Genomic DNA, 15,023 nt, shown 5'->3' with positions numbered 1-15,023 from the left:
CGTCAGGCCTGTCAACATTGATTCAATCAATATGGATACGGTGACCCCATGACGGAACAACCACGGCTCACCACCCGCGAGGCGGCGCAGCGGCTCGGCGTGAAGCCCGAGACGGTCTACGCGTACGTCAGCCGCGGCCAGCTGAGCAGTGAGCGCGCGCCCGGCGGGCGGGGCTCCACCTTCGACGCGCGGGAGGTCGACGCGCTGGCCGGGCGCGGCAGTCGGCGCGAGCCGGGCACCGGCGGCGCGAGCGGCGCGAGCGGCGAGTTGAGCTTCCGTACCGGCATCACCCTGATCGACAAGGACCGCTACTACTTCCGTGGCGTCGACGCGGTCGAGCTCGCCACCGCGTACGGCTTCGAGGACGTCGCAGAGTGGGTGTGGACCGGGGAGCCGGCTCACGGCTCGCGCTTCACCGCGCCGCAGCAGTTCCTGGACGCGGCGCGGCTCGCCGTGGACGCGCTGCCCGTGCACAGCAGCTCCATGGACCGGCTGCGGGTCGCCGCGGTCGCGACGGCGGCCGCCGACCCGCTGCGCTTCGACCTCGATCCGTCCGCGGTCCTTGCCTGCGGCCGCATGCTGATCCCGACGCTGGTCGGGGCCCTGCCGACGGTGGGCCAACACCGCAGCGGCGAGGGCCGGCTCGCCCGGCAGCTGTGGCAGCGCCTGACGTCCCAGCTGCCTGACGAGGCGTCAATTCGCTTGCTGGACACGGCACTCGCGCTGCTCATCGACCACGATCTGGCCGCCTCCACGCTCGCCGCCCGCATCGCCGCCTCCGCGCGCGCCCATCCGTACGCCGTCGTATCGGCCGGGCTCGGCGTCCTGGAGGGGCCGCTGCACGGCGCCGCCAGCGGCCTGGCCCACCGCACCCTGGCGGAGGTGCTGGAACGCGGCGGCGCGGCCCCGGTCGTCGCCGACCATCTGCGCTCGGGACGGCGCGTGCCGGGCCTCGGGCACCGGCTGTATCCGGGCGAGGACCCGCGCGCCACGGCGCTGTTCGCGCTCCTTGGGGCGATCCCGCAGGCGGCGGACGCGCTGGCCGCGGCGCGCGACGTGGTCGACACGACCGCCCGGCACACCGCGCTGCACGCCAACGTCGACCTGGCGCTCGCCGTCATGAGCGTCGCGTTCGGCATGCCCGCCGAAGCCGGCGAGACGGTGTTCGCGGTGGCCCGCACGGCGGGCTGGCTCGCGCACGCCCTGGAGGAGTACGCCGAGCGGCCGCTGCGCATGCGCCCCAGCGGCCACTACACCGGCCCACGCCCGCCGCGCCCGCTGCCCGCCTGACGTACCGGGCCCGCGCCGGAACGCGAGGGCCCGGACCGCCGCGCGGGTACGCGCGACGGCTACGGGCCGGGTGGTCGCACGGGCAGTCAGGAACGCTCAGGCGCCGTCAGAGGCGGTCAGGGCCGTCAGGGTTCGTCAGAGGTCGTCAGGGGGCGTACGCCTCGAACTCGCTGACCTGCGCGGCCGGCCAGCCCGTGTTGGCGGTGACCGTGAGCCGCAGATGGCGGGTGCTGGTGCCGGCCGGCAGGGGGATGGTCGCCTTGTTGCCGGTGGCCGGGTCGAAGGTGTAGCCGTGGCTCGCCACGAGCTGCCCGTAGGAGCCGTTGTCGGTGCTGCCGAGCACCGACAGGGTCTGGGTGCGGGCGCCCCACGCGGTGGCGGGCGGCAGCTTCAGAACCAGCGTGCCCACGGCCCGCACCGAGCCGAGGTCCACGGCGATCGACTGCGGGAAGGCGTTGTTGGCGCTCTCCCAGTAGGTGTTGGCGTCACCGTCGACTGCCTTCGCCGCGTCGTAGACCTGGGTGTGCGAGGTCTCGGTGACCGGGCGGCCCTTGGCGAGGTCGGGGTCGGCGGGCGGCGGGCTGCTCGGGGGCGGCGAGCCGGGCCCGGTGGGCGGCGGGCTGCTCGGGGGTGTGGTGGCGCCGCCGTGGTCGTAGTTGGGCTTGGGCCACTCGCCGCAGTAGGTGGCGGGCAGCTTGCTGTTCCAGCCGGAGTTTCCGGCGCCCTGGGTGAGATTGAGGTTGCCGCCGAGGCAGCTGTAGACCGGCTCGGAGAAGCCGAGGTTCTTCGCGGTGACCCCGGCCATGGTGAGCTGGGCGGGGTCGTTGAACTGGAGGGCGAAGGTGCCGGTCCCGTCAATGGTGACGTTGTTGAAGTGGACGCCCTTGGTGGTGCCGGACACGAAGTGGATGGCTGCGTAGGAGCTGTCCAGGATGTCGGTGTCGGTGACGTTGACCGTCGCCTTGTCCATGGTGCTGTTGCGGGAGTCGAACCAGACCGCGCCGATCGGGAACGGCCAGCCGAGGTCGGCGTTGCCCGCCCGGATCGTGGTGTTGCGGGCCAGGGTGATGGTGCCCCTGACGTCGGTGCCGCTGCCGGGGTTGACGCCGTCGAACCGGTTGCCGACGTGCAGGCCGCCGCCGTTGGTGACGGTGTCCGCGACCACGTTGTCGGTCGCCGCGTTGTCCGTGCCTCCGTACAGGGCGATGTTGTTGGCGAGGACCGGCGCCACCACGGTGTTGTTCTTGAACGTGTTGTCGGCGTCGGTCACGGTGTCCGACCACATGGCGAGTCCGTCGTCGCCGGTGTTGCGCAGGAAGGTGTTCTCGACCGACGAATGGGTCACCCCCCAGTGGAAGTTGACGCCGTCGGCCGTCTGGTCCAGGATCCGGCTGTTCTTGATGTGGAAGTCGTCCATGGGGCCGTCCATCCACGCCCCGACCTTGGTGTGCTGAAGCCATATGTTGTCGACGGTGGAGTTGCTGAGCGCCCCGCCGATCCCGTTGACCTGGTCCTCGTCGACACGCTCGGTGATCTCGCCGATCAGCGCGAAGTCCTTGAGGGTCACCTTGCGGCTGGGGCCGCCCGCCTCGTAGGGCCGGATCCCGCCCTTGTAGCCGCCGCCGCTCACGTACTTGCCGTAGATCCCGGCGGCCCGGGTGCGGTCGGTGGAGCTGCGGCCGGTGAGCACCGAGTACCAGGGGCCGGCTCCGCGCAGCGTCACCTGGTCGACCACCACATGGTCGGTGAGCTTGAAGGTGCCCGAGGGGATGTAGACCTCCTTGCCCTGCGCCTTGCCGGCGTCGACGGCCTGCTGGAAGGCGGAGGTCGAGTCGGCCGCGCCGCTCGCGTCGGCGCCGTAGTCCGCCACCGAGAGCGAGCCGGCGGGGCGGGCCACCGGGTCCGGGACCAGCTCGAAGTCGGCGAGGTCGACGACCGCCCACGGGGTCGCACTGGTCGACGGCAGGGTGACACGGACCTTGGACCCGGCGGGCAGGGTCTTGCCCAGGAGGGTGCGGGTCTCGTCGTAGAAGTGGTGCGGCTTGTCGCCCGGCTGGTTCTGGAAGGGATAACTGCCGTAGAACCAGCCGTACTTGGAGGTGAAGGTGAGGTCCTTCAGCTTGGCTCCGGCGGAACTCAGCTCGACGGGCGCGCTGATGCCGGTGCCGGCCGCGTTGTCCGGGACGCTGTAGCGGATGTCCACGGCGTTGGCGGGTTGGGTGAGGGTGAACTCGACGTACTGTCCAGCCGCGCTCAGCTTCACCGCGCTGCGGCCCGACGCCTCGGAGGGCAGCGAGGTGTACGTGCGGTCGGGGCCGATCACCGTGCCGTTGGTGGTGGCGGCCTCCGCCTCCAGCTCGGTGAACGGCACGTCGGCGCCGCGCCCCGCCACGGCGAGCGGGGAGAGCGGGACGGATTCGGCGGCCGACGCCGAGGCGCCGGAGCCGAGCCCCACCGCGCCGAGCGCGACGACACAGGCGAGCGCGGCGACCGCGGCGGCGGCCCGCCCGGCGGGCAGGGTGCGCCCGGCCGGTGCGGTGCGCGCACACCCAGCGGGGTGTTCCGACGCGTTCTTGTCCGGGGGTGGGGGCGGTGGCTCCTGGCGTACGGCGTCGCGGGCGGCTCTCATCATGCGCATGAGGGACCCTCTTTCGTGGGGGGAGCGGGGATGGGAGGGAGGAGCGGGATGGTGCGGACGGGGTCAGGCGCGCAGCCAGACCGCCGTGTCCTTGGGGAGCAGCCCGCCGGCGAGGGGGCCACTCGCGAGCAGGAGCGCGCGATGGGTGGGGAGCGGGACCGGCGCGTCCCCGAGGTTGACCACACAGCACAGGCCCCCCTCACGGGCGAAGGCGAGGACACCCTCGGGCGCTTCGAGCCATGTCAACGCGCCGTCGCCGAAGCCGGGTTGGGTGCGGCGCAGCAGCAGGGCACGGCGGTAGAGGGCGAGCATGGAGGAGGGGTCGCCGCCTTGGCGGTCGGCTGCGTACGTGGCCCAGTCGGCGGGCTGCGGGAGCCAGGGCGTGGCCCACGGCTCGGCCGTCCAGGGCAGCGGGACGCGGCAGCCGTCACGGCCGGGGTCCACTCCGCCGGAGCGGAAGTGCATGGGGTCCTCGATGCGGTCGAGCGGGATGCCGGCCTCGGGCAGGCCCAGCTCCTCGCCCTGGTAGAGGTAGACCGAGCCGGGCAGGGCGAGGGAGAGCAGGGCGGCGGCGCGTGCCCTGCGGGTGCCGAGCGCCAGGTCGGTGGGGGTGCCGAAGCGCTTCTTGGCGAAGTCGAAGCCGGTGTCCGCGCGGCCGTAGCGGGTGACCGTGCGGGTCACGTCGTGGTTGCACAGGACCCAGGTGGCGGGCGCGCCGACCGGGGCGTGTTCGGCGAGGGTGTCGTCGATGGCGGCGCGCAGGCGCGTGGCGTCCCACGGGCAGGCCAGGAAGGTGAAGTTGAAGGCGGTGTGCAGTTCGTCGGGACGCAGATAGCGGGCGAAGCGCTCGCTGTCGGGCAGCCACACCTCGCCCACGAACACCGCCCCGTACTCGTCGGCGATCGTGCGCCATGAGCGGTAGATGTCGTGGAGTTCGTCGCGGTCGATGTACGGGTGCGGGTGCGGGTCCACGCCTTCGGCGAATTCGGGCAGCCCGGGGTCCTTGGCGAGCAGCGCCGCCGAGTCGATGCGTACGCCGGCCACGCCCCGCTCGAACCAGAACCGCAGTACGTCCTCGTGTTCCTTGCGCACCTGGGGGTGGGCCCAGTTGAGGTCGGGCTGTTGGGGGGTGAACAGGTGGAGGTACCACTCGCCGTCCTCGACCCGGGTCCAGGTCTGTCCCGCGAACTGCGACGGCCAGGCGTTCGGCGGCAGTTCGCCGTGCTCACCGCGCCCGGGCCGGAAGTGGAAGAGCTTCCGTTCGGGGCTGCCGGGGCCGGCCGCCAGAGCCGCCTGGAACCATGTGTGCTGGTCCGACAGGTGGTTCGGCACGATGTCGACGATGGTGCGGATGCCGAGCTCGCGGGCCTCGACGATCAGTTTCTCGGCCTCGGACATCGTGCCGAACGCCGGGTCGATGGCGCGGTAGTCGGCCACGTCGTAGCCGCCGTCGGCGAGCGGCGACAGGTACCAGGGCGTGAACCACAGGGCGTCGACGCCCAGTTCGGCGAGGTAGGGCAGCTTGGCCCGGACGCCCGCGAGGTCGCCGGTGCCGTCGCCGTCACCGTCGGCGAAGCTGCGTACGTACACCTGGTAGATGGCGGCCGAGCGCCACCAGTCGTCGCTTTCGTGGGCTGCCACGTGAGATTCCTTTCGGGCAGGGGGGTTTCCGCCGCCGGCCCCGTCGATCAGCGGGGGCATGGTGGGTGGGGCCGGCGGCGGAGTGCGGGAGAGCGGGGAGCGAGGCGTCAGCCCTTGAGGCCGCCCGCGGTGAGGCCGCTCATGATGTTGCGCTGGAACACGATGAAGATGAGAAGGGTGGGAATCGACGCCATGGCGAGGGCGGCCGTGAGCCAGTTCTCCGGCACGCCCTGGGCGAGCGAGTAGATGCCCACGTTGAGGGTCTGCTTGCTGGGATCGGGCAGCGTGAGCATCGGCCAGAGGAAGTCCTTCCAGACGCCGATGACCGCGAAGATGGAGACGACGCCGAGGATCGGCCGGGAGATGGGCAGCACCACCGAGCGCAAGGTGCGCAGCGGTGAGGCGCCGTCGATGGACGCGGCGTCCAGGAGCTCACGCGGGATCGAGTCGAAGAACCGCTTGAGCAGGAAGATGTTGAAGGCGTTGGTGACGGACGGCAGCCAGATCGCCCACGGTGTGTTCAGCAGGTTCCGCCGGAAGATCGGCACGTCGAGCACGGTCAGGTACTGCGGCACGACGAGCACGGCGGCCGGGATCATGAGGGTGGCCAGCATCATCGCGAGGACGGCCTTGCCGAACACGGGGCGCAGCTTGGACAGCGAGTAGGCGGCGGCCACGTCCAGGACGAGCTGGAAGGCGAGCGCGCCGAACGCGTACCAGAGGGTGTTGAGCAGGAGTTTGGCGAAGTCCATCACCCGCCAGGCATGGGTGAAGTTCTCGGTGTGCACGCCGTGCGGGACCAGGGTGGGCGGGATCCGGGTGAACTCCTCGGTGGATTTCAGCCCGTTGACGGCCATCCAGTACAGCGGCCCGATGAAGACGAGCGTGAACAGGACCATCACGAGGGCGAACACGGTCCAGTAGACGACCTTGCCCCGGGTGCGGCCGAGGGTGGCCGGCGAGATGAGTGTGCGGGTCGACATGGGTTTCCCACCGTCCGGGTCTACTGGTCGCTGTCTCGGCTCAGGCGCACGTACGCCGCCGAGAACCCGGCGAGCAGCACCAGCAGGCACAGGCCGAGGGCCGCGGCGCCGCCGTAGTTGTTGAAGTTGAAGGCGTACTGGTAGATCAGGTAGACCACGGTCGTCGTGGAGCCCTCGGGTCCCGCGCCGTTGGTGAGCAGGAACGGCTCGGTGAAGACCTGCATGGTCGCGATGATCTGCATCAGGAACATCAGCGAGAGCACGAGCCGGGTCTGCGGCACGGTGACATGCCAGATCTTGCGCAGCAGGCCCGCGCCGTCGAGTTCGGCCGCCTCGTACAGCTCGCCGGGGATGCCCTGGAGGGCGGCGAGGTAGACGAGGGTGGCGCTGCCCATGTTCATCCAGGTCGCCGCGATCACCACCGAGAGCATCGCGGTGTCGGTGGACTGGAGCCACTGCTGCGCGGGCAGCCCGAACAGCTCGAAGATCCGGTTGAACAGGCCGTGTCCGGGGTCGTAGAAATACTTGAAGAGCAGCACCGATGCGACCGGCGGGAGCATCACCGGCAGGTAGACGAGGAGCCTCAAGTAGCCCTGGCCGTGCCGGAGTTCGTTGAGCAGGACGGCGACGAGGAACGGCAGCACGAAGCCGAGGACCAGGGCGAGGCCGGTGAAGAGCAGGGTGTTGCGCCAGGCCTGCCAGAACGCCGGGTCGTGGAAGACGTAGCTGAGGTTGGACCAGCCGGCCCAGGTGGTGCGCCCGTCCTTCGTCTTCTGGAAGGCGAGCACGAACTCCCTGACCATGGGGTACCAGGAGAAGAAGGCGAAGCAGAGCACGGCGCCGATGAGGAAGCCGTGGGCGGTGAGGTTGCGCCGCAGCGCCCGGGTGAATGATCCGCTCGGCCGGGGCGGTACGGCGTCCTGGCGCGGCCGGGTCGTTTCCCGTGGGGGCAGTGTGGAGGCCGACATCGTCACTCCTGATTCCGGGGCGGGCGGGGCCAGGGGGCCGGCGGATCCGGCCCCTGCCGCCGTAGGCGCTACTGGTTCGCCAGGACCTGGTCGACCTGCGTCTGGGCACTCGACAGCAGCTTCGTGATGTCGGCGTCCTTGTTGGTGAGCACCGCGGACATGGCGTTGTCGAGGACCTTGTAGACCTCCTGCGCCTTCGGCGGCTCGGCCTTGCCCGGGACTGGGTTCGCGAGGTACGGCGCGAAGTTGGCGACCGGCATGGTGGCGTTGTCGGTACGGGACTTCAGGTCGGCGGCCTTCACGTCACCGGTGAAGAAGTTGGGCTGCGGCACACCGACCGGGAGCTGGTCGGCCTTGGTGCGGGCCCAGTCGAACTGGCCCTTGCCCGGCGAGAGATTCTTGAAGTTGAGCCAGGCGATCGCGGCCTTGATCTTGTCGGGCGAGCTGCCCTGCTTGATCATGTAGCCGTTGCCGCCGGTGAGGGTGGCCTTGGCGCCGGGGATCGGGCCCATGCCGAAGTTCTCGTACGTCGCGCCCAGTTGCTGGACCATGTACGCGATGTCGTCGGGCGCGGCCAGGAACATGCCGAGCTTGTCGGCGGTGATCTGCTTCTGGAGGTCGCCCCACTTCAGGAGCTGGGTCTTGCTCATGCTCTGGTCGCTCCAGCGCATGTCGTGCAGCTGCTGGAGGACCTGCCGGCCGGTGGCGTTGTCGAAGGCGGCCTTGCCGTCGGCGCCCACCACGTCGCCGCCGAGGCTGTACATCGCGGCGGTGAAGTGCCAGCCGCCGGTGTTCTCGGCGCTGTACTCGCCGTAGCCGTAGGTGCCGTTGCCGAGCTTGGCTATCGCCCGGGAGTCGGCGCGGACCTCGTCCCAGGTGGCCGGCGGCTTGTCGGGGTCGAGCCCGGCCTGCTGGAACAGCTTCCGGTTGATCATGATGCCCATCTGGTAATTGCTGGTGGGCAGGCCGTACATCTTGCCGTCCTTCTTGTACACCCCCATCACGGCCGGGTCGATGCTCTTCAGCGCCGGTACGGACCTGTCGGTGACGTAGGCCGAGATGTCGGCGGCGCCGTTGTTGTCCAGGACCTGCTGGAGGTCGGTGAAGTAGGAGTAGAAGACGTCGGGTTGGGACTTCGCCTTCAGGGCGGCGGTGAAGCGGGGCGGCTCCTCGCACTGCCCGGGCGTGGACTTCCCGAGGATGTGCACGTTCGGATACGTCTTGTTGAACGTGGCGACGTCCTGCTTCCACTCCTTGAGCTCGGCGGCCTTCGCGGCCGGCGGCATGCAGTCGATGGTGAGGTTCACCGTCGTCTTCGGGTCGGGCGGGGCCGCGGGGTCACTCGATCCGGCGCCGGGCCTGCTGTCGCCGCCTCCCGTGTCGCTGCTGCTGGTTCCGCAGGCGGCGAGGGCGGTGAGGGCGAGGGCGCCGGCCAGGGCGGTGGCGGCGGTGCGGTGTGCGTGTCGTGCGGGGCGGAACCAGGTGCGTCTCATCGAAGGACCCCTTCGGGAGGAGCGGGGAAGCCCGTCGCTGACGGCAGCGGGGCGCGGCACACTCAATCACCGGTGACGCCACCGCGCAATATCTCACGCAGACTTCGTAAAACTTCGACAGAGTGCTGTACGTGGGGATCGCGGCCCATGCACACAACAGCGCGCCGGGCGGAATTGCCCGGCGCGCTGGATGGCGTACCCCCGCACGTGGTCAGCGCGGGACTTGCGCGGTCGACCCCCGCACCACGAGCTCCGGTTCGAAGAGGAGTTCGCCGGGGGGCACGACGCCACCCTGGATCTGTGCGGAAAGGAGCTCGACCGCGGCGCGGCCCATCGCTTCAATGGGCTGGCGCACGGTGGTCAGCGGGGGCTCGGTGCAGTTCATGAAGGCGGAGTCGTCATAGCCCACGACGGAGACGTCGCGCGGCACGTCGAGACCCCGCCTGCGGGCGGCCCGCACGGCGCCGAGTGCGAGCGGGTCGCTGGCGCAGATGATGCCGGTGACGCCGCGCTCCAGCAGGCGCGAGGTGGCGGCCTGACCGCCCTCAAGGGAGAACATCGCGCGCTCGACACGGTCCTCGGCGAAGTCGGCGCCGGCCGCCGCGGCCAGGGCGCGGGCCGCCTCCAGCTTGCGCAGCGAGGGCACGTGGTCGGGCGGCCCGAGCACCAGGCCGATGCGCCGGTGACCGAGCGATGCCAGGTGGCGCCAGGCCTGTTCCATCGCCACCGCGTCGTCGCAGGCGACGACGGGGAAGTCGAGGTGGTCGATGGCGGCGTTGATGAGCACGACCGGGACCTTGCGGTCCGCGAGCTGCTGGTAATGCCCGTGCGGAGCCTCCCTCTGCGCGAAGAGGCCGCCCGCGAAGACCACCCCGGAGACCTGCTGCTGAAGGAGCAGATCGACGTAGTCGGCCTCCGAGACGCCGCCCTTGGTCTGTGTGCACAGGACGGGGGTGAGCCCCTGCTGGGCGAGCGCCCCGCCGATGACCTCGGCGAACGCCGGGAAGATGGGGTTCTGGAGCTCGGGCAGGACCAGGCCGACCAGGCGGGCCCGTTCGCCGCGCAGCTGGGTCGGGCGCTCGTAGCCGAGCACGTCGAGCGCCGTGAGCACGGCCTGCCGGGTGGACGGGGAGACTCCCGGTTTGCCGTTGAGCACCCGGCTGACCGTGGCCTCGCTGACTCCAACCTTCTTCGCCACCTGAGCAAGTCGTCGCGTCATGAGCGCAAGACTAGCGCAAGCCATGCAAGCCGCTTGCGCAAGCCGCTTGCGTTGCTGGGGCGCTCCCACGCGGACGTGCGGACGCCGCCCCGGGGAGACCCGGGGCGGCGTCGCGCGGCTCCCTGCTACGGGGTGCTGTCGGCTACGGGGTGCTGTCGGCTAGTGGATGGTGTCGGCTACGAGCTGGTGTCGATCGTGAAGGTGGAGGTGGTGTTCCTGATGTCCTGGGCGTTGCCGCTCAGCTTGAGGTTGTTGAAGGTGACCTCGCCGACGGCCGGACCCTGCCCGGGCTCGGGCAGCTCATTGGCCCAGATGCCGATGCCGGACTTGGCGTCGAACGCGTCCCCGCTCTTCTTCGCCCCGCTGATGCTCACGTTGGTGAGCACGCTGTCCTTGATCGGATTCAGCGGCGTGCTGCCGTTGTACTTCGTCTGGAACATGATCCCGGAGTACGTCGGATCGGTGATGTCGAGGTCGCTGATCCGGATCCCCTGGAACACGTACTCGGCCGAGTACATCCACAGCGCGCCGAACGCCTGCGCGCCCCAGAAGTGGCCGCCGGAGCGCACCAGGGAGATGCCCTGGAAGTCCGTGGGATCCGTCCCGAAGCCGAGGGCGGGGATCGCGCCGAACTTCAGCGTGCCGATGGTCAGTCCGGGATACGTCAGCATGTCGGCCGCGTACAGGTTCCGGAAGGTGTTGGCGGTGCCCCCGTACACGGCGAATCCGGCGGCTCGCCAGGTCAGCAGCGCGCTCAGGTTCTCGAAGACGTTGCCGGTCTCGTCGGCGTCGGTGATGTCGGTCGCCGGGAACAGCGCGAAGCTGTCGTCCCCGGTGGAGCGGGCCTCCACATTGCTGATGGTGTTGTCGCTGCTGCCGTGGGTCAGGTTGATCCCGTCCGCGTACAGGTCGCGGACCCGGGAGTTCTTGATGGTGATGTGGTCGGTGTTGGTGCCCCAGTACAGGCACATCATGTGCTCGACCCACACGTTGTCGATCGTCATGTCGGCGACGTTCGCGAAGTTGAAGACCTTGCCGGGGCCGTCGTTGCGCGAGGTGTAGTTGCCGAAGAAGCCGAATCCGGTGAAGGAGGAGCCGTTGGCGGAGGCCTGTACGTCGAAGCCGGCGTCGGTGTTCTCCTGGTCGGGCGGCGTGACGAAGCGGCTGAACCAGGGGCCCGCGCCGACCAGCTTCACGGCCTTGCCGTAGACCTGGAATTTGTTGCTCGTGGTGTAGGTGCCGGGCGGCAGATAGACGCCGACGAGCTTGCCGGTGGTGTCCATCCGGACGGTGTCCAGGGCGTTCTGCACGTCCTGCTGCGCGGTGCCGGCGGGCACGACGTAGGCCGCAGGGTCGGGGTTGGGGAGCTGGCCGACCTGTTCCAGGTCGATGAAGTCGATGGCGTACGTGGAGGTGTTCGCGGTGTCCTTCTGGAGGCGGATGGTGCTGCCTGCCTTCACGGTGTCGCCGAGCAGGACGTTGGCCTCGTCGTAGATGTGACGCGGTCCGCCGGAGCCCGGCGAGTTGTTGGGGCTCGCCTCGGCGCCGTACTGCCACATGTACTTCGAGCTCAGGTCGATGGCTTTGCGCAAGACACCGTCGACATAGATGTCCAGGCTCGCGCTGGTGCCGCCGCCGCCTGCCGCGTCCGGTATGGAGAAGCGCGTCACCAGGCTGTTGGCGTCGGCGCGCGTGGTGAACTGCACATAGTTTCCGGTGGAGTTGAGCGTGACGGCCTTGCGGCCGGAGGCCTCGCCCGCGAGGTCGCCGATGGTCCGGTTGGGCCCGACGACCTGGGCGCCGCCGCCCGTCACACCGTCCTCCGCCTCATAGGTGTCGTACGGCATGTTGGCGCCGCGCCCGACGTAGAACGCCTGCCGGCTCGTGTTGTTGGCGCGCTTGACCGGGAGTTCGTTGGCGTCGTCCGCTATCACCACCTTCGCCGTGTACTTGCCGTTGGCCGCCGTCCAGCTGCCGAGGTTCACCGGGGGTGCGGTGGCGCCCGCGTCGAGCGTCCCGCTGTAGGCCCCGGTGAGGGTCTTCACCGTGGCGCCCTTGTCGTCGAGCAGGGTCAGCGTGATGCCGTGGCTGCCGCCGGCCGAGGCCACGGTGCCCTGGTTCTTCAGCGTCACGGAGAAGGTGACGCTCTGGCCGGCCGAGGGGGCGCTCGGCGACCAGGCGATCCTGGAGGCGATCAGGTCGCAGGAGTCGACCGGCTTGATGACCAGCGGGCTGCCCGTGAAGCTGTTGTTGGTGTCGTTCTGTTCGATGACGGTGTTGTCCGGATCAACGACCGCGCCGAGCGGATAGGTTCCCGCGTCGTGGGTGCCGATCGACGCGCTCACCGCCTGGGTGGCCCCGGCCGCGAGGGCGGGGACGGTGGCGGTGGCCGCCTTGGAGCCGCCGAGCTGGAAAGCGACGGTGGTGGCCGGCGCGGCACTGTTCCCCTTGTTGTGCACGGTCGCCGTGAGGCTGACGGCATCCGACTCGACCGGCGTCGACGGGGCCGCCGAAAGGGCGGTGACCTCCAGGTCGGGGTTGGGCGCGGGCACCCCGACGACCTGGAACTCGGCGATCTGGCCGCCCGTCGCACCGGTGTTGGAGGTGAACTTCAGCTGGACGTCGGCGACGCGCGCCGCGAGCGGGATCGACACCGTGTTCCCGTTCGCCGGGTCGAAGGTGTAGTCCTTCGCCGCGATCAGGGGGGTGTACGAGGAAGCGCTCTGCTCACGCCCGAGCACCGCGATGTTCTGGGTACGGGTGCCCCAGCCGCCCGACGGGTTGAGCTTGAGGATCACGGCGCTGGTGTCCGCGTTGGCGCCGAGCTTGACGGTGAGGGTGCTCGGATAGCCGCCCGCCGCGCTCTCCCAATAGGTCGCCGTGTCGTTGTCGTTGGCGTTCGCGGCGACGAAGGTGAACGTGGAGGAGGACGCCGTGATGGCCTTGCCCACGGCCAGGTTGGATCCGTTGCCGCCCGAACTGCCGTTGCGTGTCACGGTGTTGCTGTTGGGCGACTGGTTGCCCGCCGCGTCCTTGGCCCGCACGTAGTAGGAGACGGTCGCCGTGACCGGCCGGCTGTCGGTGTAGGTGGTGACATCGCCGCCCACACTCCTGAGCAGCTGCTGGTCGGCGTAGATGTCGTACCCACTGACGCCCACGTTGTCGGTGGAAGCCGCCCAGGTCAGCTCGATCTGCCCGGCGGCCGGCTCGGTGCAGGTCAGGTTCGCGGGCGCGGTGGGCGCCTGGGTGTCACCCGAACTGCCCTTGCGTGTCACGGTGTTGCTGTTGGGCGACTGGTTGCCGGCGGCGTCCTTGGCCCGCACGTAGTAGGCGACCGTGGCGTCGGCGGGCCGGCTGTCGGTGTACGCGGTGACGTTGCCGGCCACGCTGGTGCGCAGCTCACCATTGGCGTACACGTCGTACCCGGTGACGGCGGTGTTGTCGGTGGCCGCGTCCCAGGTCAGCCGGATCTGGCCGGAGGCGGGCTCGGTGTAGGCCACATTTTTCGGCGCGGACGGCGGCTCGGTGTCGCCGGTCGCCGGGCCGTAGATCTCCAGCTCGGAGAGCTGCCCGCCGGGCTGCGCGGTGTTGTTGGTGATGAGCACCCGGACAAAACGGGTCGTGGCCGCGTCGAAGGGGATCGGCACGGTGAGGCCGTTGGCCGCGGTGAACGCGTACCCCTGGGACGCGGTCAGATCCGTGAAGTCGCTCCCGTTGGTGCTGCCCTGGATCGTGAGGGTCTGGGTGCGGGCTCCCCAGCCGTCGGGCAGTTCGAGCACCACCTTGTCGACGGGCACGGTGGCGCCGAGGTCGGCCTGGATCCACTGCGGGAAGGCGTTGTTGGCGCTCTCCCAGTAGCTCGCCCTGTCCCCGTCGTTGGCGTGGTCGGCGGTGTAGGTCTGGGTGTGGCTGCTCGCGGTCAGGGTCTTGCCGAGGGCGAGGTTGGCGCTGCCCGATCCGTCGGCCGCGTGCACTTCGAGCGCGGAGAGCTGGGCCGCAGGCCAGCCGGTGTTCGCGGTGATCTCGATCCGTACGAAGCGGGTCCGCGAGGCGGCGAACCCTATCCGCACCGTGTTGTCCGAGCCCTGCGCGAAGCCGTACGCGGCGGAGCCCACCAGCGTGCTGAAGGCCGTGCCGTCCGCGCTGCCCTGCACGGACAGGGTCTCCTTGCGGTCGTCCCAGGAGGCGGGGAGCCTCAGGACGACCTCGCCGATCGTGCGGGTGGCGCCCAGATCGGTCTGGACCCACTGCGGGAACGCGCTGCCCGCGCTCTCCCAGTAGGTGGACTGGTCGCCGTCCGTGACGTTCTTGGCCGCGTACGGTCCGTTCGCCCCGGATGCCGAGGCGGGCTTCCCCGCGGCGAGGTCGGGGGCGGCCGCCGCGGAGGCGGTGGCGGTGAGGGCGGGCCAACCGATCATGAACAGGCTGGTGGCGAGAACCGCGGCGAGCACCCTCATCCGCGTGCGCCATCTCCAACGGTGCGTTCTCATGGGTCCCCGATCTGCGCGACGGAGTGCTACCGGATGGATTTGCGGGGAGAATCAAAGAATTTTGCGTCGAGCGGTGAGAGAGTTGCAGAGATGTGGCGAGGCGTCCATCCCTCCTGCGGCCCCGTCACCATGGCGCCGGGCGCCGTGCGGTGGACCGGAACGATCGCTTTCTTCCCCGTCACCGGCGCGTGCTGCGGCTTTCCCGGCAGCACGACAGACGCCCGCAAGTTATCCGCAAACAACGCAAGCGAATTTCATCGTTCGTTCCGGGCCTTTTCGTCGATCGCTCCGGTCCTGTGTC

8 protein-coding genes are annotated in these 15,023 nt (G+C 70.0%); 1 reads left to right on the top strand and 7 read right to left on the bottom strand.

Annotated features, from left to right (window positions below; all coding sequences use genetic code 11):
* Positions 1–48: 48 nt before the first annotated feature.
* Positions 49–1,290 (top strand): citrate/2-methylcitrate synthase, encoded by a 1,242-nt coding sequence (locus ACGFW5_RS08900; RefSeq protein WP_393833497.1) that lies wholly within the window; start codon positions 49–51, stop codon positions 1,288–1,290.
* 145 nt (positions 1,291–1,435) lie between these two features.
* Here ACGFW5_RS08900 and ACGFW5_RS08895 read toward each other — a convergent pair whose 3' ends face one another.
* The 7 genes from ACGFW5_RS08895 to ACGFW5_RS08865 form a co-directional block, all read right to left on the bottom strand.
* On the bottom strand, positions 1,436–3,928 hold the full coding sequence (locus ACGFW5_RS08895; protein WP_393833496.1) for a discoidin domain-containing protein: 2,493 nt from the start codon (positions 3,926–3,928) through the stop codon (positions 1,436–1,438).
* 63 nt (positions 3,929–3,991) lie between these two features.
* Complete coding sequence (locus ACGFW5_RS08890; RefSeq protein WP_393833495.1) at positions 3,992–5,629, bottom strand: glycoside hydrolase family 13 protein; 1,638 nt, start codon at positions 5,627–5,629, stop codon at positions 3,992–3,994.
* A 47-nt stretch (positions 5,630–5,676) separates the two neighbouring features.
* The gene (locus ACGFW5_RS08885; RefSeq protein ID WP_393833494.1) at positions 5,677–6,552 is read right to left on the bottom strand and encodes a carbohydrate ABC transporter permease; all 876 of its coding nucleotides are present in this window, start codon (positions 6,550–6,552) and stop codon (positions 5,677–5,679) included.
* Between the two features lie 20 nt (positions 6,553–6,572).
* On the bottom strand, positions 6,573–7,520 hold the full coding sequence (locus ACGFW5_RS08880; RefSeq protein WP_393833493.1) for a carbohydrate ABC transporter permease: 948 nt from the start codon (positions 7,518–7,520) through the stop codon (positions 6,573–6,575).
* 68 nt (positions 7,521–7,588) lie between these two features.
* A complete protein-coding gene (locus ACGFW5_RS08875) occupies positions 7,589–9,013 on the bottom strand; it encodes an extracellular solute-binding protein (protein ID WP_393833492.1) in 1,425 nt (474 codons plus the stop codon).
* Between the two features lie 211 nt (positions 9,014–9,224).
* Complete coding sequence (locus ACGFW5_RS08870) at positions 9,225–10,232, bottom strand: LacI family DNA-binding transcriptional regulator (RefSeq protein WP_393833491.1); 1,008 nt, start codon at positions 10,230–10,232, stop codon at positions 9,225–9,227.
* A gap of 176 nt (positions 10,233–10,408) precedes the next feature.
* Complete coding sequence (locus ACGFW5_RS08865) at positions 10,409–14,722, bottom strand: discoidin domain-containing protein (RefSeq protein ID WP_393833490.1); 4,314 nt, start codon at positions 14,720–14,722, stop codon at positions 10,409–10,411.
* Positions 14,723–15,023: the final 301 nt, after the last annotated feature.

This window comes from Streptomyces sp. NPDC048416, assembly GCF_043200435.1.
Lineage (GTDB): Bacteria > Actinomycetota > Actinomycetes > Streptomycetales > Streptomycetaceae > Streptomyces.
This window is presented reverse-complemented; position numbering and strand designations above follow the sequence as displayed.